This is a genomic window from Pseudomonas sp. FW305-3-2-15-E-TSA4, from assembly GCF_058787295.1.
In genome coordinates this window covers 73285-91457 of the sequence record NZ_JBYSZP010000017.1, presented here as the reverse complement: position 1 = coordinate 91457, position 18173 = coordinate 73285, and the positions used below count along the sequence as shown (strand labels likewise).

Below are 18173 nucleotides of genomic sequence, written 5' to 3'. Positions count from 1 at the left end.
GGCGTCAATCATCCGCCTGTTCGTCTCCTTCGCGCCGGCTCATGCCGTACTTGCGCATCTTCTCCACCAACGTGGTGCGACGAATACGCAGGCGTTCGGCGGCACGCGCCACGATGCCATTGGCGTCGTCCAGCGCCTGCTGGATCAGGCCCTGTTCCAGACCACCGAGGTAGTCCTTGAGGTCCAGGCCTTCCGGCGGCAGCATCGCGTTGGCGGTGAAGTCCGGCGTATGACCGTTGATCGCCACGCGCTCTTCGAGATCGCTGCGCAGGCTGTCGACCATCTGCTCGTCTTCGTCGTCGACGTAGCGGAATTTCTTCGGCAACTCGACCACGCCGATCACCCCGTATGGATGCATGATCGCCATGCGCTCCACCAGGTTGGCCAGCTCGCGGACGTTGCCCGGCCAGCCGTGACGGCACAGCGACATGATCGCCGCCGAGTTGAAACGGATCGAACCGCGCTTTTCGTGTTCCATGCGCGAGATCAGTTCGTTCATCAACAGCGGGATGTCTTCGACGCGCTCACGCAGCGGCGCCATCTCGATCGGGAACACGTTCAGGCGATAGTAGAGGTCTTCGCGGAAGGTGCCGATCTCGATCATGCTTTCGAGATTCTTGTGGGTCGCGGCAATGATGCGCACGTCGACGCTCTGGGTCTTGTTGCTGCCCACGCGTTCGAAAGTGCGTTCCTGCAGCACGCGCAGCAGCTTGACCTGCATCGGCAGCGGCATATCGCCGATTTCGTCGAGGAACAGCGTACCGCCGTTGGCCAGCTCGAAACGCCCGGCACGGCTGGTGATCGCACCGGTGAAGGCGCCCTTCTCGTGGCCAAACAGTTCGCTTTCCAGCAGCTCTGCCGGGATCGCCCCGCAGTTGACCGGCACGAAAGGCGCGTCGCGACGCTTGGAGTGGTAATGCAGGTTGCGCGCAACCACTTCCTTGCCGGTGCCGGACTCGCCGAGGATCAGCACGCTGGCGTCGGTATCAGCCACTTGCTGCATCATCTGCCGGACGTGCTGAATCGCCCGGCTGGTGCCGACAAGGCTGCGGAACAGGTTGGGCTCGCGATGACGACCGCGCTCGCGGGCCTGGTCGTACATCTCGCGATAGACCTGGGCACGGTGCAGGGAGTCGAGCAGTTTGCTGTAGCTGGGCGGCATTTCCAGGGTCGAAAGCACCCGGCGGCGCTGGTCTTCCGGCAGGTCGACGGAAGAATTATCGCCCATCAGCAAAACCGGAAGGAACTCATCCCACGTCGAGAGTGTCTTTAACAAGCCCAAAAGTGCACCCGGAGCATTTACCGTCCCGATCAGTACACAGATGACTTCACGACTCGATGACAAAGAGCCGACAGCCTGCTGCCAGTCATGGCTGCCGCAGGGTAAATTTTCTTCGCCGAGAAAATTTAAAATCACCGCCAGGTCGCGGCGGCGGACGCTATCGTCATCGATCAGCAGAATTTTGGTTTCACGCCACATGCAATAGCAACTTCCCTAGTCAACTCAATGCCCGAAAAATGGGGCAAGCGAGACGCTTGCAGGACACCTTGTGCCTGTAGACGCCTGAAATCTGAAAACAGCCACTAGTTAAGTCAAAAAACCGTGCACAGTCAAATTTATGGCGCACATGTCTGGATTAACTGGGGGTTAATTAACCAAACAGATGGTAAACCTTTGCCGCCTTTTGCGCTTGGGTGATCTGCGACATCTCATTGGCTATCGCCTGCCGCTCACCCATCGCCGCCTCCAGAAGCTCCTTGTAGACATGGAGCAATTCCTCAAGGTTACTGCGCAAGGCCTCCTCATCCAGCGAGGCCTCGGCCATGACGTCTTCCATGCAGGAACGGCAAGCCAGATCCAGCTCGCCAATGGCTTCCCAGTTGCGTTCGGCCAGCGCACTGACCAGCGCTTCACGGGTGTCGGCGATTCGCTGCAATACAAGACTCATGGTGCTCTCCTTTAAAACTGCGGAGCAGGCTCGGGGGCGATGGCATCCCAGCCTTCTTTGACCGTGCTCAGCAAGCCCGCGACCTCATCGAGAATGCGCGGATCGCTGTTGATGTTGGCCTCGGCGAGTCGCTTCATCATGTAGATGTACAGCCCGTCCAGATCGGCCAGTTCATCGGCACACTTTTCCAGATCCAGACCTTCGCGCAGCCCGCTGACAATGCCAATGGCCTTGCTGATCGAGGTGCATTTGCCAGGAATGTCCTTGCGCTCGATGGCACCCTTGGCCTGAGCGATGCGGGCCAGCCCGCCTTCCATCAGCATTTGCACCAGACGGTGCGGACTCGCCTCGGAGGTCTGGGCGTGCGCGCCGACTTTCTGATATTGCCGAAGGGCTAACATTGGGTTCATGTTCTACCTCATTGCCACAATGACTCGTATAACCAGTGTATCGCCAACGAATCACAGAACTTTAGATCAAAAGACAAAAACCCGGCGCACGCCGATAAAGCGTAGCCGGGTTTTTGTCGTTATTGCCTGTTACTTCGCGGATTGCTGAGCGTTCAGCGAGCTGAAGAACGACGTGATATTGCTCGCCGTCGCCTTCATCTGCCCTACCAGCAAGTCCATGGCGTTGTACTTGGCAGTCAACGTCTTGGTCAGGTTGGCAACACGCAGATCCAGCGCCAATTGCTGGCTGGTCAGGCTCTTGGTGTTGTTGTTCAGGATGGACATGCGCTGATCAAGCAGGCCTACGGCAGTAGGGGCGCTACCGGCAGGCGCCTTCAGATACGGATCCACTGCCTTGTTCATGCGCGCCAGCAGACCGTTGGTGTCGTCGGTCCCGGTGAACATCTGCTGCACCTGGCCAGCCTTGCCGGGCTGAGCCATGGTTTTGGTGAACGCAGCAGTATCAAATGTCAGGTTGCCGGTGTTGCGGTCGGTCATCACACCGATCTCCGACAGATAGGACAAAGAACCCTTTGCACCAGCACCAGGAGCAGTCAACTGGCCACGGATGTCGGCGATCAGCGAACGCGGCAACGAGTCACCGGTAAACGCCGCCTGCACTGTCAGTTTGCCGTCTTCATCAGGCGTAGCCTTGGAAAGCGTGTCGATGGTGGTCTTCAGGGTGTTGTAGGCGTCAACAAACGCCTGAACCGAGGCCTGCAGCCCCTTGGTGTTGGTATCGACGCTGACAACGGTCGGCGTGGCAACGCCACCAACGAGAGGACTGACAGTGGTCAGATTCAGGGTCAGGCCGCTGATTGCACCACTGACCGTATTGCTCTTGCTGGAAACCTGCAGGCCGTCGATGGTCACCTTGGCATCTTGTGCAGGGCCATTGACGTTGCCAGAGGCGCCTGCCGCCGGATTGGTACCCATCGGCTGAGTACCGTCGATCTCCAGACCGGCAATCCCGCTGACAGAGAGGTCGGTACCTGCGCCCGTCTTGTTCGAGCTGATCACCAGGCGTGAAGCACCGCTGCTGTCGGTCACGATGTTGGCAGAAATACCATTTGAGCCCTGAGCCGTGTTGATTGCGTCACGGGTGCTCTGCAAGGTCGCATTGGCCGGGATCGTGACATTGTAATCAGTGCCATTCTGACTGATTTTCAGGGTACCACTCGGAATGGCACTGGCAGCACCGCCGGCGAAAGAAGCGCTGGCAACTTTCGAGCCAGTGGCCAATTGATTGACAACAACGTTGTAAGTCCCCGACACCGCGGTGTTATCGGAGGTGGCGCCGAGAATCGCTGTGTTGCTCGAGGTTGCCGTGAAACCGGCAAACGCCGGGTTGGTCTTGCTGCCCAGGTTGGTCATCGCCGTCTGGTACGCGGTCAGCGCACTCTTCAACGTGCCGACACCGGAAATCTTCAGGGTATTGGTCTTGGTCGCGGAATCGATCTGCGTCTGCTTCGGCGACTTGTCGGCGTTGACCAGCGCGGTCACGATCGCGCCGATGTCCAGGCCGGAACCCAGTCCGGAACCCGGTAGAATTGGACTTGCCATGTGCATCTCCCTTCAGATTGTTGCCAGACTTTTGACCCATCCAGGCGTCATTCAAGAAAGACAAACACTATTCATGCCAGCTATCAGACTTTGGCGTCGAACAACACATGGCTTGCGTTGGCGAGGCTGTCTGCGAGCTTGAGTGCTTCTGCGGAGGGGATCTGGCGTACCACCTCGCCCGTCTCGCTTGCGATCACCTTGACGATGACCTTGCCAGAGTGCTCGTCGATCGAGAACTCCAGGTTACGCTTGATCGATTGAACGAACTTCTCGATCTCTTGCACGGCCAGTTTCAACTTGGCGTCATCCGTTTGCTGACTTTTCCTGTCAGCGACCGGAGCGTCGACCGGTGCAACTTTTGGCGTCTCCGACGGCTTATCAGCAACAGGCGTCGCTGGCTTGGGAGCCGGATAAGACACGTTAAGCTTTACGCTCATGTCCATGCTCATCACCTCCTAACGTAAAAAAGCGAGAGAGCGCGACCAGCGCACCCTCCCGCCCAAACTCATTCCGAAATTACTGAAGCAGCTTCAGTACAGCGGAAGGCAGTTGGTTGGCTTGAGCCAGAACAGAGGTCGAAGCCTGTTGCAGGGTTTGCTGCTTGGTCAGGTTAGCAGTCTCTGCGGCGAAGTCGGTATCTTGTACGCGACCTTGTGCAGCAGTGGTGTTCTCGGTGATGTTCTGCAAGTTCTGGATGGTGCTGGTCAGACGGTTTTGCGAAGCACCCAGGCTGGCACGAGTTGCACCGATTGCAGCGATAGCGGCGTCGATTGCAGTGATCGCGTTGTCGATGTTCTGCGAAGCAGAACCAGCGCCAGTACCGGTGGTACCAGTCAGAACTACAGTACCGCTACCTACGGACAGGCTGACGGCGTCGAACTTGGAGCTCAGTACCAGGTCGATGTGGTTAGCCGAACCGGTGTTTGCGCCAACTTGCAGGGTTACAGTACCAGCCGAACCGTCCAGCAGGTTTTTGCCGTTCAGGTTGGTAGCAGCCGAGATACGGGTGATTTCGTCAGACATCTGAGCGAATTCAGCGTTGGTTGCGGTCTGGTCAGCAGTGCCGTTGGTGCCGTTACGTGCTTTAACAGCCAGTTCACGCATACGCTGCAGGATGTCGGTCGAAGCTTGCAGAGCGCCTTCAGCGGTCTGAGCAACGGAGATACCGTCGTTGGCGTTCTGGATGGCTTGGGTGTTACCACGGATCTGCGAAGACATACGGTTCGAGATCTGCAGGCCAGCAGCGTCGTCTTTTGCGCTGTTGATTTTCAGGCCGGAAGACAGGCGCTGCATCGAAGTCGACAGAGCGTCGGAAGCGCGGTTCAGGTTCTTTTGAACGTTCAGCGACGTGGTGTTGGTGTTTACTGTTAAAGCCATGACGAATTCCTCGTTGGTTGGGTACTGCGGCTTCCGGCCCTGGCAACCGCCTGGAATGGCCTAGAGAACCTTCGTAATAGTTATCGTCGGGTTGGCAAGTTGCTTGAGGGCTTTTTGAAAAAAATTTGCCATCACCCTGCCACCCCCGAGAAAACAAGGGCTTAGCGCCCTCCCACCTGCGAAAAAATGACGCCATAAAACCGACCCGCGCGCAAAGCCGCGGGCCAGTGCGGTCGCTCATTTTGCCGATCGTGCTTTTTGCAACACTTCGATCAGCTCGTACTCCATCCAGTCAGCCAGCCCCAACCAGTCCTGACGCTCCTGACAATCGAGCATGTGCGTGAGTACAAAGGACCAGTCCTGCTGAATCGGCGTAGACGCAGCTATCAACAACTGCTGCGCGCCCTCGAACACCTCGACCATATCCAGCGCCGCCTCGACATCACGCCCTAGACGAAACAGCCCGGCGCAGTGGCGGCACTCGTCGACGCAGCGCTCAATCGTCTTCATTGCACAAACTCCTGATTGAACTGCGTCCCGGCGATCAGTGCGCCCGCTCGACTGCTGTTGAAAAACTGCACCTGCGGATGCGCGGCGATATAGCGCTCCAGTACGCACAGATAGCCGCGAAAATTCAGCTGGGTGCTGACCCGCTGGCCATGGCCGTCCTGCACCCAATGCCGCGCCTGATCAACACCGGGGCCCAGATCACCGTCATTCCAACCGGCATGGGTCTTGTTCATCGGGAACGCGAAGTCAGCGCCAAACAGGGTAATGCGCGACGCGCCCATCTTCACCGCCAGATCCACCGCCGGATGAATCACGCTGCCACCGACATGCAGTTGTCCGCGCGGATATTGCTCACGCAACGCGGCGTACACCGGGCTGGCCGAGTAACCGCCATAGCGCTTGCCTTTCCAGGCGGTCAGCACCGCAGGATCGCTCATAGGCAGATACACCAGCGGGATGCCAGCGGAGTCCTCGAACGGCAAATGCCGGAAGCTGATGCGCTGATCGATGGTGACCACCAGATCCGGGACGATGCCGTGTTCGCGCAGTGGCCGGTAAGCGGTATCGACGCACATCAACAATGGACGTTCAGCCTGCGCATGCACCGCCGCCAGACGCTGGAAATGCCCTTCCAGCGTCGGCCCGGTGCCGATCACATAGATTTCCCGGCCATTGGCGCTGCCGAACAACTGCGCCACATCATCATCGCCGAGCAACACCGGCAGGCAGTCCTGCAAACGCTGTTGAATGAACGGCAAGTGCGGATCGAACTCACGATTGTTGAAGCTCAGGTGCACTTCGCTGACCAGCCGATCGCGGATCTTCGCGTTGAAGTCATCAGCCAGCAGCATCTCGGCCGGCAGGGCGAAAAACGGTGTGCAGATGTCTGACAGATCACCGGCATAGAACAGCTGCACACGCGGATCTTCCAGCCACGGGCGCTGATCGAGCAGTTGCAGCACCAGCGCGAACAACGCGCCATTGAGGATATGCACGTACAACCGCTCAAGGCCGGCGCGCTCCAGCAGCACCGTTGGCAAATCGCCGAGGCCGGTGCCATAGACGTGCAACTGCGGCTTTTCCGCCAGACTGGCAGCCTGGATGCGGGCTTCGTGGACCCGGTCGTGGCGACTGGTCAGTTGAATGCCATTGACGCTGAGCGTCGAGCCCAAGCCCTGCACCAGCTCGGCCTGAAGAGCTGAACTGTCTTCCGCCATCAGCCGCTCGAACAACGCCGGCCAGCGTTGCTGGATGACCTGGGCGTTGGGTTGGAAAAACTCGCTCATGCCGCCTAGCGCTCCATTCAGGCAAAAAAATAGCGTTCAAGGGTAACCTTGAACGCTATTTTTGTATCCGCCGTTTTTGACCAACTCAAGGACGATAGATGATCGCCGAGCCCCACGACAGACCGACACCGAAACCGCTCAGGGCAATGCGCTGCCAGTCGGAATCGAGTACGTGTTTTTCCAGCAGCAGCGGGATGCTCGACGACACCGTATTGCCGGTCTCGACCATGTCCTTGATGAACTTCTCCGGCTCGCCTTCGAAACGGCGGGCCACCGCATCGACAATCGCCGCACTGCCCTGGTGAATGCAGAAGGCGTCGATGTCGTCAGCCTTGAGGCCGGAGTCGTCGAGCAATTCGTGCAAGTGCGCCGGGACTTTGAGCAGCGCGAAGTTGAACACCTGACGGCCGTTCATGAAGAACACGCCATCGGTGACTTTCAGGTGCGGTGCGCCGGAACCGTCGGTGCCGAACTTGGCCTTGCCCAGCGCCCATGAAGGATCTTCGCCCATCCAGGTCGCGGTGGCGGCATCGCCGAAGAGCATGGTGGTGTTACGGTCTTCCGGGTCGACGATTTTCGAATACGGGTCAGCGGTGATCAGCAGGCCGTTCTTCAGGCCGGCGGCTTCCATGAAGCCCTTGATCGCGTAGATGCCGTAGACGTAACCGGAGCAGCCCAGGGAAATATCGAACGCCGCGACATTAGTCGGCAGACCGAGTTTGTCCTGGACGATGGCAGCGGTGTGCGGCAGACCTTCTTCGTCACCGTTCTGGGTGACGACGATCAGCGCGTCGATCGATTCACGCTTCAGTTCAGGGTTGCTGGCAAACAGCGCATTGGCCGCTTCCACGCACAGATCGGAGGTTTCCTGTTCAGCGTCTTTGCGCGGCAGGAAGGCCGAACCGATTTTGCCGAGGATGAATTCTTCATCCTTCTCGAATTTTGCACCTTGTGCGTAATTGTCCACGCCGGCTACAGGAACGTAGCTCGCAATGCTTTTTATGCCAATCATTACGGCTTCCCAATAAAAAACAGCCCAAAACCACCGCTCGCAAGGATTCGAGGGGCGCCGACAAACAGAAAACGGCCGCCACAAAGGGCAGCCACGGGGAGCGCAAAGGGCTATCACTGGAACCGATTACACGGCCAGGCGCCATCTCCCCGGTCAATACAATACAGTGAAGATGCGCGTTATGACTCGCAGGTCACGCTATTTTGCCGAATCGGTTGCAGATCGGGTTATTCGACCAACGACCAGTCCAGCGGCGTGCCGCGTTTGATCGCCTGACGAGCGCGGCGACCGAGGACGGCATCGGTGTGCTTGGGCGGCAGACCGAGACCTGGGCGAATGGCGCGCAGATTGTCCCCGGAAAAGGCTTCACCGGCCGCCATGTCGGCAGTGACGTACAGCGAGCGGCGATAGACCAGCGACTTGCGCTCGGCCTCGGTGACGCCGTAATGCACCTGGCCCATGGCCTGCCAGGCGCGTTCGGTTTCCACCACCAGGCTGGCCAGTTCCGCCGGCTCCAGCGAGAAACTGGCGTCGACCCCGCCCGCCGAACGGTCGAGGGTGAAGTGTTTCTCCACCACCGTCGCCCCGAGCGCCACAGCGGCCACGGACACGCCAACGCCCATGGAGTGATCGGAAAGACCTACCTCGCAACCGAACAGTTCACGCAGATGCGGGATCGTGCGCACATTGCTGTTGAGCGGGGTTGCCGGGTAAGTGCTGGTGCATTTGAGCAGCACCAGATCCTTGCACCCTGCCTCGTGGGCGGCGCGCACGGTTTCGTCGAGCTCGGCGATGCTGGCCATGCCGGTGGAGATGATCAGCGGTTTGCCGGTCGCCGCCACGCGACGAATCAACGGCAGATCGGTGTTTTCGAAACTGGCGATCTTGTACGCCGGCACATCGAGGCTTTCGAGAAAGTCCACCGCCGTGTCATCGAACGGCGTCGAGAACGCGAGCATGCCCAACGCTTTGGCCCGGGCGAAAATCGGCGCGTGCCACTCCCACGGGGTGTGGGCCTTCTCATACAGGTCGTACAGCGAAGTACCCGCCCACAGGCTATTCGGGTCTTTGATGAAAAACTCGCCCTCGGCCAGATCCAGGGTCATGGTCTGCGCGGTGTACGTCTGCAACTTCAAGGCGTGCGCGCCAGCCTTGGCGGCGGCTTCGACAATCTGCAGGGCCACCTCCAGCGACTGGTTATGGTTGCCGCTCATCTCGGCAATGATGAACGGCGGCGCATCGGCACCGATCAGACGCTCGCCAATCTTGAAACTACTCATCGCGGTGATCCTTCAAAACCTTGGTGAACGCGCAGGCACTCTGGGTGAATCCGGCGTCACGAAACACATTCAAAGAGGGGCGATTGCCCGGCAGCACCTGAGCGGTGACAACGGTCATCTGCGGCCAGTGCTCGCGGACGAATACCTCGCCTCGCGCCAGCAGCGCCCTGCCCCAGCCGAGACCGAGCCGTCCTTCCAGCAGATACAGCGACACTTCGGCTTCAAAGCCGCGCAAGTCATAACGCAAGACGCCGACCGCGCCGTCATCGGCCTCGGCAATCAACAGCAGACGCTGCGGATTGCGCAGGCTCGCATTCAGCCAGCTCAGGTGCTGCGGCCATTCGATTGCAGCCGTGTCCAGTGACCAACGGCGTACAGCCTCGGCATTGCGCCCGTCGAACAGCAATTGCGCGTCATCCAGAGTCGCCAGGCGCAGCTTGAGCACTGCACCGGCGAGTGCCGCCGCCACGCGCAAAGCACCGCGCCCATCGACCAGTTGCCGTGAACGCTCGGCCAGACTCAGGCGCAGATAGAAATTGTCGACGACAAAACCGATGGCGTCGCGCAGTTGTTCGACGCTGACCTGCTCGCGGGCGCCCATGAACACATGCGCCCCCGCCGCTGCCATGACTTCGCCGTTGGCCTGCTGATTGTTCGATACCGCGATGCAGAGGGTCGGCAGGCCGAGGGCTGCACGCTCCCAACTGGTGCCGCCACCCGCGCCGATAAACAGATCGGCCGCGGTCATGCGTTGCTGGAAATCGCTGACGAAACTGTGCAGGCGCCAATGCGGCCGTGTTGCGGCCAGTGCCTGCATTTGCGCCCACGCAGGATTGTCTGCACCGGCGACGAAATCCACTTCCAGCTCTGCGAAATCCTTCAGCGCCAACATCGCGTGATGGGTCTGCATCGCCGCATCGAAACCACCGAAATTCACCAGCACCCGGCGCGCCTTGGGCTTGATCGCAATGGCCGGACAGACGAACTCCTCGCGCAGCATGGCGTAGCGCGGACCGAGCAAGGTGCGGCAGTCTTCGGGCAGCAGCGGCGCATAGTTTGCGCTGAGACCGGACAGATTCTGATTGAGCAGCAGATCAACGCTGTAGCGGCGGGTGGCGAGATCGTCCACCGCCGCAATCCGAGGCGCCCAGCGACGGGCCGCGGTTTGCCAGTGATGATCGAGGCCGTAGTGGTCGGCGATGATCCAGTCGAATGCGGCGTGACCTGCCAGCAAGGCGTCCAGCTCCTCGATGTCTGCCTGCCACGGCAGCATCGATTCGATGGCTTGCTGCGGGTCTTCGTCGGGGTAGACGTCCGGCAAGGCGAAGGTCTCGAAACCTTCGGCAGCCAAGGCATAAAGCCGATGCCCCGGTAACCGGCGGCAGGCAAAGGCGACATGACTGCCCTGCTTGCGCAGCACTCGCGCCAGCGTCAGGCAACGGGCAATGTGGCCACTGCCGATGGTCGGCGAAGCGTCAGCGCGGATCAGCACTCTCATTGCAGTTCTCCGCCGGCCTTGAGCGCGGCGTAGAGGTATTCGGCGCGTTTCCAGTCTTGCAGTGTGTCGATGTCCTGTACCAGATGTCGCGGCAGAATGACCGGCAGACTCGCGGACGAATACAACACTTCACCGCGCAACCACGCCTCGCTGCGACCCCAGTAAAACTGGCCGGCGTCCTGAAAGGCCTCGGGCAGATCCTGCGAGCGGGTTTGGCGAAATTCCGGGTACAACGCGGTCAATGCGCCCTGCCCGTCCAGCGTCAGCGCCCGCTGCACGGGGAAACCAAAGCTGCACACGGAGAACGCAAAGGCTTTGTCCGGGTGCTGCTGCAACAGCTCAAATCCTTGCCGCAGGAAGCGCGCCTGCAACAACGGCGCCGTGGCGTACACGCAGCAGGCGTAATCGAAGGCTGGCAGTTGCTGCAAGGCATGCACGATCACCGCAGCGGTGCCGGTGAAATCATCCGCCAGTTCAGCCGGGCGCAGGAACGGCACTTGCGCGCCATGGGCCAGCGCCAGCTCGGCAATGTCGGCGTCATCGGTACTGACCACGACCTGTTCGAACAGGCCACTGTCGAGCGCCGTACGGATCGAGCGGACAATCATCGGCACACCGTCGAACGCCAGCAGATTCTTGCGCGGGATGCGCTTGCTGCCGCCACGGGCCGGGATGATTGCGACGCTGTTCAAGGACGTTTTTCCAGCAGGAACCAGGTGATGTCGTCCACCGGGAATTGTGGGTCACGGTGATAACCAAAGCCGTAATCGAGCAAGTGCAGATCGGCATAACGATCAAGCATTTCCCCGGCGAAATCGCGCTTGAACAGCTTGCCGCTGTTGCCGCGATAGGACACTTCCACCGGTGCCGGATTGTAGTATTCGGCGATCAGGATGTAGCGCTGGCTCAACGCATACAACTGCGCATAGGCGGTCGGCAGCAGCTCCGGCGCCAGATGGATCAGCACGCCTTTGCTCAGGGTCAGGTCGTAGCTGCGCTCGCGGGGAAAATCGAACAGCGAGCCGTGCCAGATCTGCGCGATGCCCAGTGCCCGCGCCTGAGCACAGGCGCTTTCATTGATCTCGACGCCGAACAGTTCACTGTGCGGCAGCAGTTGACGCAGCGCCTGCAGATTGTTGCCGGCATTGGTGCCCAGCTCAACCACACTGTCAATGCGCCCGGCGCGGCTCAGAGCCTTGGCGAACAGCGCCAGATTGGCCGCCACCAGCGGTTGTCCGACGTTGCGATCGACATACTGGTTGCCAAAGTCGCCCTGCCAGAATTTTTCCTGCTCACTCAGATCACGCATTGCACAGTCTCATTCGCCGCCGCAGCGGGGTTTATTCGGTCAGCCGGCGCAATTGCTCAACCACATGATCCTGCTGCTCATCACTGAGCAACGGATACAGCGGCAGGCTGATCGCCTCGGCGTAATAACGCTCGGCTTCGGGGAAGTCGCCTTCGGCAAAACCCAGGTCGCGATAGTACGGCTGCAAATGCACAGGAATATAGTGCAGGTTCACGCCGATGCCGGCGGCACGCAAGCCTTCGAACACCTGACGATGGGTCAGGCCGATGCGTTCGGTCTGCAAGCGCACCACGTACAGGTGCCACGCCGATTCCGCCTCCGGCTGCGCGTTGGGCAAGCTCAGTGGCAGGTAGGCCAGCAACCGGTCGTAACGCGCCGCCAGTTCGCGGCGACGGGCGATAAACCCGTCCAGTTTGCCCAGTTGCGACAGACCCAGCGCCGCTTGCAAATCGGTGATCCGGTAATTGAAGCCCAGCTCGATCTGCTGGTAATACCACGGGCCGTGGCTGGGTTCGCTCATCTGCTGCGGATCGCGGGTCATGCCGTGGCTGCGCAGGCGTTGCAGACGCTCGGCCAGTTGCGGGCGATTGGTCAGGACCATGCCGCCTTCAGCACTGGTGATGATCTTCACCGGGTGGAAACTGAACACGGTCATCGCCGCAAACTCCCCGCAACCCACCGGACGCCCGGCGTAGCTGGCGCCCACGGCGTGCGAGGCGTCTTCGATTACGGTGAAGTTGTAGCGCTCGGCCAGTTCGGCAATCTTGCGCAGGTCGCAGCTCTGCCCGGAGAACGCCACCGCCACCAACACTTTCGGCAGCGTGCCGTCCTGCTCGGCCTGATCGAGCTTCGCGGCGAGGGCGAAGGCATCGAGATTCCAGGTCAGCGGATCGATGTCGACGAAATCCACCTCGGCGCCGCAATAGCGCCCACAATTGGCCGAAGCCAGAAAGGTGTTCGGCGTGGTCCACAAGCGATCACCCGGGCCAAGGCCGGCAGCGAGGCAGGCGATGTGCAGCGCCGCGGTGGCGTTGCACACCGCCACGGCGAAGTCGGCCTGGCATCGCTCGGCCACCGCCTGCTCGAAACGCTCGATAGTCGGGCCTTGAGTCAGCCAGTCCGATTGCAGCACCTCGACCACCGCATCGATGTCCGCCTGATCAACGCTCTGCCGACCGTAGGGAATCATGCCGACAACTTCGCGTGCAGCTCGGCGATCTGCCCGACCGAGAGATAGTGCGGATTGGTGTCGGAGCGGTATTCGAAATCTTCACTCACCGGCCGCCCATGTTCGCCAAGCTTGTCGATGGAGAAATCGACATCGACGCTGGTAAAGCGGATGGAAGGCTGGATGGTGTAGTGGTCTTCGAACTCCAGGGTCATCCGCGCATCGTCCAGCGGCACCATCAGTTCATGCAGTTTTTCCCCGGGACGAATACCAACGTTCTTGTGCGGCAGATGCTCGGCCATGCCCCGCGCCAGATCGACGATGCGAATCGACGGGATCTTCGGCACGAACACTTCGCCGCCGTGCATCCGCGCAAAGCTGTCGAGGACAAACTGCACGCCGTGATCGAGGGTGATCCAGAAGCGGGTCATGCGCTCGTCGGTGATCGGCAATTCCTGCGCACCGTCGGCAATCAGCTTGCTGAAGAACGGCACCACCGAACCCCGCGAGCCCGCCACGTTGCCGTAGCGCACCACGGCAAAACGCGTTTGTTGTTCGCCGGCAATGTTGTTGGCGGCGACGAACAACTTGTCCGAGAGCAGCTTGGTCGCACCGTACAGGTTGATCGGGCTGGCGGCCTTGTCGGTGGACAGCGCGACGACTTTCTTCACGCCATTGTCGATGGCGGCGGCGATGATGTTCTCCGCACCATTGACGTTGGTGCGAATACATTCGGTCGGGTTGTACTCCGCCGCCGGCACCTGCTTGAGCGCCGCCGCGTGCACCACGTAGTCGATGCCGCGCATGGCCTGCCGCAGACGATCGGCGTCGCGTACGTCACCGAGAAAGTAGCGCATGCACGGCGCGTTGAACGTCTGCTGCATTTCGTACTGCTTGAGCTCATCGCGGGAGAACACCACCACGCGCTTGGGCTGGTATTGCTCAAGCAGACGGGCAATGAATTTGCGCCCGAACGAGCCGGTGCCGCCGGAGATGAAGATCGATTTACCGTTGAACATGTGCTGATTCCTGTTCCTTGTCCGACGGACTCAAGCGAGTAACTGCGACCAGTCCAGCGACGCACTGTCGTTCAGACCATACCCTTTGCCGCTCAGGCTCAGGTTGGCGTTGTACGCCTGATCCTGAGCGAACGCGGCGGCCCATTTTTCCTGTAGCGCTGCCAGTGCCTGGGGTGCCTGGGCAATCGCGCCCTGATGCAGGACCTGCACCGACGGCGTCCATACCGTGAGGTAACCGGCCTGAGCGGCTTTCAGACACAGATCGACATCGTTGAAAGCGTCGCCGAATGTGCTGTCGTCCAGACCACCCAATGCTTCAAACAGTTCTTTGCGCACCATCAGGCACACGCTCGATACCGCCGAGCAGTTCTGCTCCACCGACAACCGGTACAGATAGCCGTCGGCATCATGTTTCTCACCGACGAACGCCGAACCCACCCCGCCATGCATACCAAGGATCAGCCCGGCCTGGCTGACTTTGCCGTCGCGATCGACCAGCTTCGGCCCAACCACGCCGATTTCCGGACGCAGGGCATGGTTGAGCAGCGAGTCCAGCCAGTTCGGGTTGACCACTTCCGCGTCGGCCGCAAGCAATACCAGGTATTCGCCCTGCGCCTGGCGGCTGGCGGCGTTGAGCAATGCCGGTACGCTCAGCGATTGATCGGCACGCAGCACCTGGACTTTCGGATGCTGGTACGTACCCAGCCAGTCATTGACCTGGGCCGATTGCGTGGCCGTGGTGGCGATCAGGATCTCGTAATGGTGATAACGGGTGCGCAGTTGCACCCCTTCGAGACAGCGTTGCAGGGCGGGCAGGTCATCGCCGGCCGGAATCACGATCGATACCAGAGGACGATCACTGTGGTGGTAATCGATCTGATAAATGCCCGGCACCGCCGAGGTGACCTTGGCCTTGTAGCCGCGATTGCCCAGGTGGCGCAACAGCGCCAGACGCTCATGCGCGTTTTCTTCCAGCGACGCGGCTTCGGTGATCAGCAGCGGCTCGTCGAGGTGGGCCAGGCTGTTCAAACCGTGCTCTTCGATGATGCGCAGCAGCACGTCAAATTCCAGCGCCTTGTTGAAATCGACGCGGTAGCCGCCTATCTCGATCAATGCGTCACGCCGCACCAGCCAGTGTCGCGCCATCAGGCCCGGCAGGCTCAAGAGCAGGTCAAGGTTGAAGCCGGGACGGAACACATCCATCAGCGCGCCCTTCTCCCCGCGCTGAATCTCGTCGGTGGAAACAGCACGGCAATCGCCTGCGGACATCAACTCCAGGCTGGCGCGCAACAAACCACTGGCGGTGAACTCGTCGCCCGCCTCGGCCAGCAGCACCCAGTCGCACGGCGACTGACGGGCACTCTGATTGAGTTTATCGACCAGGTTGGCCGGCGTAACCCGGACAAAGTGCAAAGTGTTCTGCGCCGTGGTGGCCGCCGGCGCTTCGCCGGTGGTGAACACGACAATTCTGAACGCCTTGCATTGGCCTTCGAGCAGGCTGTCGAGGCTGACCTGCAACTTGTCGATGTCATCGTCCAGATCCAGCAGGAAGATGCCGAACTGCGGGCCACCGCCGTTGACCGACAGGTGCTCGGCAATCGATGCCAACTGAGCACCATCGGCCTGACGCGAATCCAGCCACTTGAGCAGTCGGCCGGACTGCGTCTGGTCGAACACCTGATGATGGTCTTCCAGCGTCAACGCTTCGAGACGAGCATTCCAGTCGCGCATGTTCTGCGCTTCTTCGTCCTCGCCGGCCAGTTCCAGCTGTTGTGCCAGACGCTTGACCACGGTGCGGTTGAACGCATTGAGGTCGTGCGCCTGCCACAAGCGATCCAGAACACTTTCCGGGGTATCGTTGTTGCGCGCCTGCAGCAAGTGCGCCTGACGAGTCCACACACCCTCCAGGTCGCGCAGTTGAATGCGCCCGGCGGGCATGGCGTGCAGCATGAATTCGAACTGTTCCAGACGATCGAAAAATGGCTGGTTGTAAAACGGCATCTCGACGTATTGCAAAGGCCCGAACCGCCGGTCAGGCCTCTTGAGCGACTGATTCCAGGTGGACTGAATAATCAGTTCTGCCGTCAGTGCCCGGCCGCTTTGCAGGCTGTCGACCATCGCCTCGAAGCTCTGCAGGGCAAACGCCTTGCCCTGTTGCGCATCAAGATCCTTGATACCGGTCGGCAGCGACGCAAGGAATTCAGCGAACGCTTCTCGCTCGGCGACCGATTTGGCGTCGACGTAAGTCAACGAGTGATACACCTCGGTGCTGTGCTCGGAATTGCCGTAGTTGATCTCGCGCACCACATAGGGCATCGGCAGAATCCGCGCCTTGGCACTCGCCAGCAGGAAGTACACGTGGCCGATTTCCTGCCACTGGAAATTGGTACCCGCCGGCAATGCCGAGTGCCAGGTTTTCATCAGGTCAGTACGGGTCACCGCATAAAACGGCGGGATGTACTGACTCATGTAGTCGATAACCCGATCCTGAGCCCGCTCGGACGCATAATCTTCCTGGACTTTCTTGTCGCGACGGTAATAGCTCACACCACCGGACAGCGTCAGGTACATCAGGCAATAGCCATGGCACATGCCATAGTCCGGATTCGCCTGCAGGAAACCGACGGAGTCGGCCAGCGAATCGTGCAGGATGAAATCGTCGTCAGCCGCCAGCACCATGTATGGCGTGGTCAGTCGCTCTACACCGTACGCCAGTTTGGCCTGCATGCCCCAGTAGGCGAATTGCGGCACGTGATGGTAATCGACGGCGGAAAAATCCCCCTCCGGCCGCTCGGGTGTGGAGTCCAGCACCATGATCCGGCAGGGCAAGCTGCTGTAATACTTCACCGCCCGACGCAGGAACGCCGGCCGATTGTGAGTAATCAGCACCACGGTCAACAGCTCGTTGAGCGGTAGCGCCAGTTCAGAACTGTACTTGCCTTGCATAACTTCTCTCCACAACCGGCGACTCGCCGAGATAACGCTTTGGTGATGGTGCGAATTAACGAACGCGACGCAGATAGCCGTCCGGCGCCACGGTGATCAGCAGCTTGTTCTGCAACTGCTGGTCGATCTCGAAGTCCTGGTTCTCTTCCAGGTACTTCCACACCGCGGTTTTCGGATTGTCGCCCGGGCCCCATGGACGATCCGGGAAGAAATCGGCCGGCATGTCTTCGACCACGGTGTCCATCACCACGCAGTAGCTGTCGACCGAGACCAGCGGCGCATACAGGCGCAGCTCTTCGAGCACGTGGTCGTGGGTGTGGTTGGAGTCGAGCACCAGAATGACCTTCTTGCCTTTGGCCACAGCCTGCACCTGAGCGGCGATGGCCGGGTCGATGCTCGAACCTTCGATCATCTTGATGCGCTTGGCCATCGGGTGGCTTTCGATCGCTTCACGGTTGTGCGGGCGGATGTCGAGGTCGATGCCCAGCACTTCACCGTGACCTTGCAGTTCCAGCAATGAGGCGTAGTAGATGATCGAACCGCCGTGGGCGATGCCGCACTCGATGACCAGATCCGGCTTGACCTGCCAGATGATCTCCTGCATCGCCATCATGTCCTGCGGCAGCTGGATGATCGGGCGGCCCATCCACGAGAAGTGGTAGCTGTACTTGTGTTTGGCCGATTCGTTGAAGAAATCACGGGCCAGGCCAGTCAGTTTCTGGTCGTCACCCTGCTGGGCGATCTGCTCGCGGCACTCGGCTTCGAAGGCTTGGTTGATGCTGTTGTCGGTCATGTTCAAAGTCTCAA

17 protein-coding genes are annotated in these 18173 nt (G+C 60.1%); all 17 read right to left on the bottom strand.

Features of this window, described 5'->3' with window-relative positions; genetic code table 11:
- Positions 1-4: 4 nt before the first annotated feature.
- The gene (locus tag AC3WMV_RS22650) at positions 5-1480 is read right to left on the bottom strand and encodes a sigma-54 dependent transcriptional regulator (protein WP_003222863.1); all 1476 of its coding nucleotides are present in this window, start codon (positions 1478-1480) and stop codon (positions 5-7) included.
- A 172-nt stretch (positions 1481-1652) separates the two neighbouring features.
- Entirely contained in the window at positions 1653-1949 is a 297-nt protein-coding gene (gene fliT / locus AC3WMV_RS22645; RefSeq protein ID WP_007966233.1) for a flagellar protein FliT, read from the bottom strand.
- 11 nt (positions 1950-1960) lie between these two features.
- Positions 1961-2359, bottom strand: coding sequence for a flagellar export chaperone FliS (gene fliS / locus AC3WMV_RS22640; RefSeq protein ID WP_027614233.1), 399 nt, complete (start codon positions 2357-2359; stop codon positions 1961-1963).
- A gap of 129 nt (positions 2360-2488) precedes the next feature.
- Positions 2489-3961 (bottom strand): flagellar filament capping protein FliD, encoded by a 1473-nt coding sequence (fliD, locus tag AC3WMV_RS22635; RefSeq protein WP_103368115.1) that lies wholly within the window; start codon positions 3959-3961, stop codon positions 2489-2491.
- Between the two features lie 83 nt (positions 3962-4044).
- Positions 4045-4404 carry a flagellar protein FlaG gene (locus AC3WMV_RS22630; protein ID WP_097090143.1) on the bottom strand — a complete coding sequence of 120 codons (360 nt, stop codon included), beginning with the start codon at positions 4402-4404 and terminating at the stop codon, positions 4045-4047.
- A 73-nt stretch (positions 4405-4477) separates the two neighbouring features.
- The gene (locus AC3WMV_RS22625; RefSeq protein ID WP_007958307.1) at positions 4478-5338 is read right to left on the bottom strand and encodes a flagellin domain-containing protein; all 861 of its coding nucleotides are present in this window, start codon (positions 5336-5338) and stop codon (positions 4478-4480) included.
- Between the two features lie 237 nt (positions 5339-5575).
- Positions 5576-5848 carry a hypothetical protein gene (locus AC3WMV_RS22620; protein WP_103368116.1) on the bottom strand — a complete coding sequence of 91 codons (273 nt, stop codon included), beginning with the start codon at positions 5846-5848 and terminating at the stop codon, positions 5576-5578.
- Positions 5845-7134 carry a motility associated factor glycosyltransferase family protein gene (locus tag AC3WMV_RS22615; RefSeq protein ID WP_103368117.1) on the bottom strand — a complete coding sequence of 430 codons (1290 nt, stop codon included), beginning with the start codon at positions 7132-7134 and terminating at the stop codon, positions 5845-5847. Before AC3WMV_RS22615 ends, AC3WMV_RS22620 begins: the two co-directional genes overlap by 4 nt.
- 85 nt (positions 7135-7219) lie before the next feature.
- Positions 7220-8146 carry a ketoacyl-ACP synthase III gene (locus tag AC3WMV_RS22610; protein WP_096796272.1) on the bottom strand — a complete coding sequence of 309 codons (927 nt, stop codon included), beginning with the start codon at positions 8144-8146 and terminating at the stop codon, positions 7220-7222.
- 227 nt (positions 8147-8373) lie between these two features.
- Positions 8374-9426 (bottom strand): pseudaminic acid synthase, encoded by a 1053-nt coding sequence (gene pseI, locus AC3WMV_RS22605; protein ID WP_103368118.1) that lies wholly within the window; start codon positions 9424-9426, stop codon positions 8374-8376.
- A complete protein-coding gene (gene pseG / locus AC3WMV_RS22600) occupies positions 9419-10924 on the bottom strand; it encodes a UDP-2,4-diacetamido-2,4,6-trideoxy-beta-L-altropyranose hydrolase (RefSeq protein WP_103368119.1) in 1506 nt (501 codons plus the stop codon). The genes pseI and pseG overlap by 8 nt, the downstream gene beginning before the upstream one ends.
- Positions 10921-11616, bottom strand: coding sequence for a pseudaminic acid cytidylyltransferase (pseF, locus tag AC3WMV_RS22595; protein ID WP_103368120.1), 696 nt, complete (start codon positions 11614-11616; stop codon positions 10921-10923). The genes pseG and pseF overlap by 4 nt, the downstream gene beginning before the upstream one ends.
- On the bottom strand, positions 11613-12233 hold the full coding sequence (locus tag AC3WMV_RS22590; RefSeq protein WP_027614224.1) for a pseudaminic acid biosynthesis-associated methylase: 621 nt from the start codon (positions 12231-12233) through the stop codon (positions 11613-11615). Before AC3WMV_RS22590 ends, pseF begins: the two co-directional genes overlap by 4 nt.
- A 31-nt stretch (positions 12234-12264) precedes the next feature.
- On the bottom strand, positions 12265-13422 hold the full coding sequence (gene pseC / locus AC3WMV_RS22585) for a UDP-4-amino-4,6-dideoxy-N-acetyl-beta-L-altrosamine transaminase (RefSeq protein WP_103368121.1): 1158 nt from the start codon (positions 13420-13422) through the stop codon (positions 12265-12267).
- Entirely contained in the window at positions 13419-14420 is a 1002-nt protein-coding gene (gene pseB, locus AC3WMV_RS22580) for a UDP-N-acetylglucosamine 4,6-dehydratase (inverting) (protein WP_027614222.1), read from the bottom strand. Before pseB ends, pseC begins: the two co-directional genes overlap by 4 nt.
- Before the next feature lie 30 nt (positions 14421-14450).
- Positions 14451-17366 (bottom strand): TIGR00180 family glycosyltransferase, encoded by a 2916-nt coding sequence (locus AC3WMV_RS22575; RefSeq protein WP_103368122.1) that lies wholly within the window; start codon positions 17364-17366, stop codon positions 14451-14453.
- Positions 17367-17421: 55 nt separating this feature from the next.
- Positions 17422-18159 (bottom strand): cephalosporin hydroxylase family protein, encoded by a 738-nt coding sequence (locus AC3WMV_RS22570; RefSeq protein ID WP_102355272.1) that lies wholly within the window; start codon positions 18157-18159, stop codon positions 17422-17424.
- Positions 18160-18173: the final 14 nt, after the last annotated feature.

What these genes read in the sequence shown, in the direction of transcription:
- pseB (WP_027614222.1), bottom strand. Translation starts at nt 14,420, where the DNA reads ATGTTCAACGGTAAATCGATCTTCATCTCCGGCGGCACCGGCTCGTTC.
- fliT (WP_007966233.1), bottom strand. Translation starts at nt 1,949, where the DNA reads ATGAGTCTTGTATTGCAGCGAATCGCCGACACCCGTGAAGCGCTGGTC.
- pseI (WP_103368118.1), bottom strand. Translation starts at nt 9,426, where the DNA reads ATGAGTAGTTTCAAGATTGGCGAGCGTCTGATCGGTGCCGATGCGCCG.
- AC3WMV_RS22610 (WP_096796272.1), bottom strand. Translation starts at nt 8,146, where the DNA reads ATGATTGGCATAAAAAGCATTGCGAGCTACGTTCCTGTAGCCGGCGTG.
- AC3WMV_RS22615 (WP_103368117.1), bottom strand. Translation starts at nt 7,134, where the DNA reads ATGAGCGAGTTTTTCCAACCCAACGCCCAGGTCATCCAGCAACGCTGG.
- fliD (WP_103368115.1), bottom strand. Translation starts at nt 3,961, where the DNA reads ATGGCAAGTCCAATTCTACCGGGTTCCGGACTGGGTTCCGGCCTGGAC.
- AC3WMV_RS22650 (WP_003222863.1), bottom strand. Translation starts at nt 1,480, where the DNA reads ATGTGGCGTGAAACCAAAATTCTGCTGATCGATGACGATAGCGTCCGC.
- AC3WMV_RS22590 (WP_027614224.1), bottom strand. Translation starts at nt 12,233, where the DNA reads ATGCGTGATCTGAGTGAGCAGGAAAAATTCTGGCAGGGCGACTTTGGC.
- pseG (WP_103368119.1), bottom strand. Translation starts at nt 10,924, where the DNA reads ATGAGAGTGCTGATCCGCGCTGACGCTTCGCCGACCATCGGCAGTGGC.
- AC3WMV_RS22570 (WP_102355272.1), bottom strand. Translation starts at nt 18,159, where the DNA reads ATGACCGACAACAGCATCAACCAAGCCTTCGAAGCCGAGTGCCGCGAG.
- AC3WMV_RS22630 (WP_097090143.1), bottom strand. Translation starts at nt 4,404, where the DNA reads ATGGACATGAGCGTAAAGCTTAACGTGTCTTATCCGGCTCCCAAGCCA.
- AC3WMV_RS22575 (WP_103368122.1), bottom strand. Translation starts at nt 17,366, where the DNA reads ATGCAAGGCAAGTACAGTTCTGAACTGGCGCTACCGCTCAACGAGCTG.
- pseC (WP_103368121.1), bottom strand. Translation starts at nt 13,422, where the DNA reads ATGATTCCCTACGGTCGGCAGAGCGTTGATCAGGCGGACATCGATGCG.
- fliS (WP_027614233.1), bottom strand. Translation starts at nt 2,359, where the DNA reads ATGAACCCAATGTTAGCCCTTCGGCAATATCAGAAAGTCGGCGCGCAC.
- AC3WMV_RS22625 (WP_007958307.1), bottom strand. Translation starts at nt 5,338, where the DNA reads ATGGCTTTAACAGTAAACACCAACACCACGTCGCTGAACGTTCAAAAG.
- AC3WMV_RS22620 (WP_103368116.1), bottom strand. Translation starts at nt 5,848, where the DNA reads ATGAAGACGATTGAGCGCTGCGTCGACGAGTGCCGCCACTGCGCCGGG.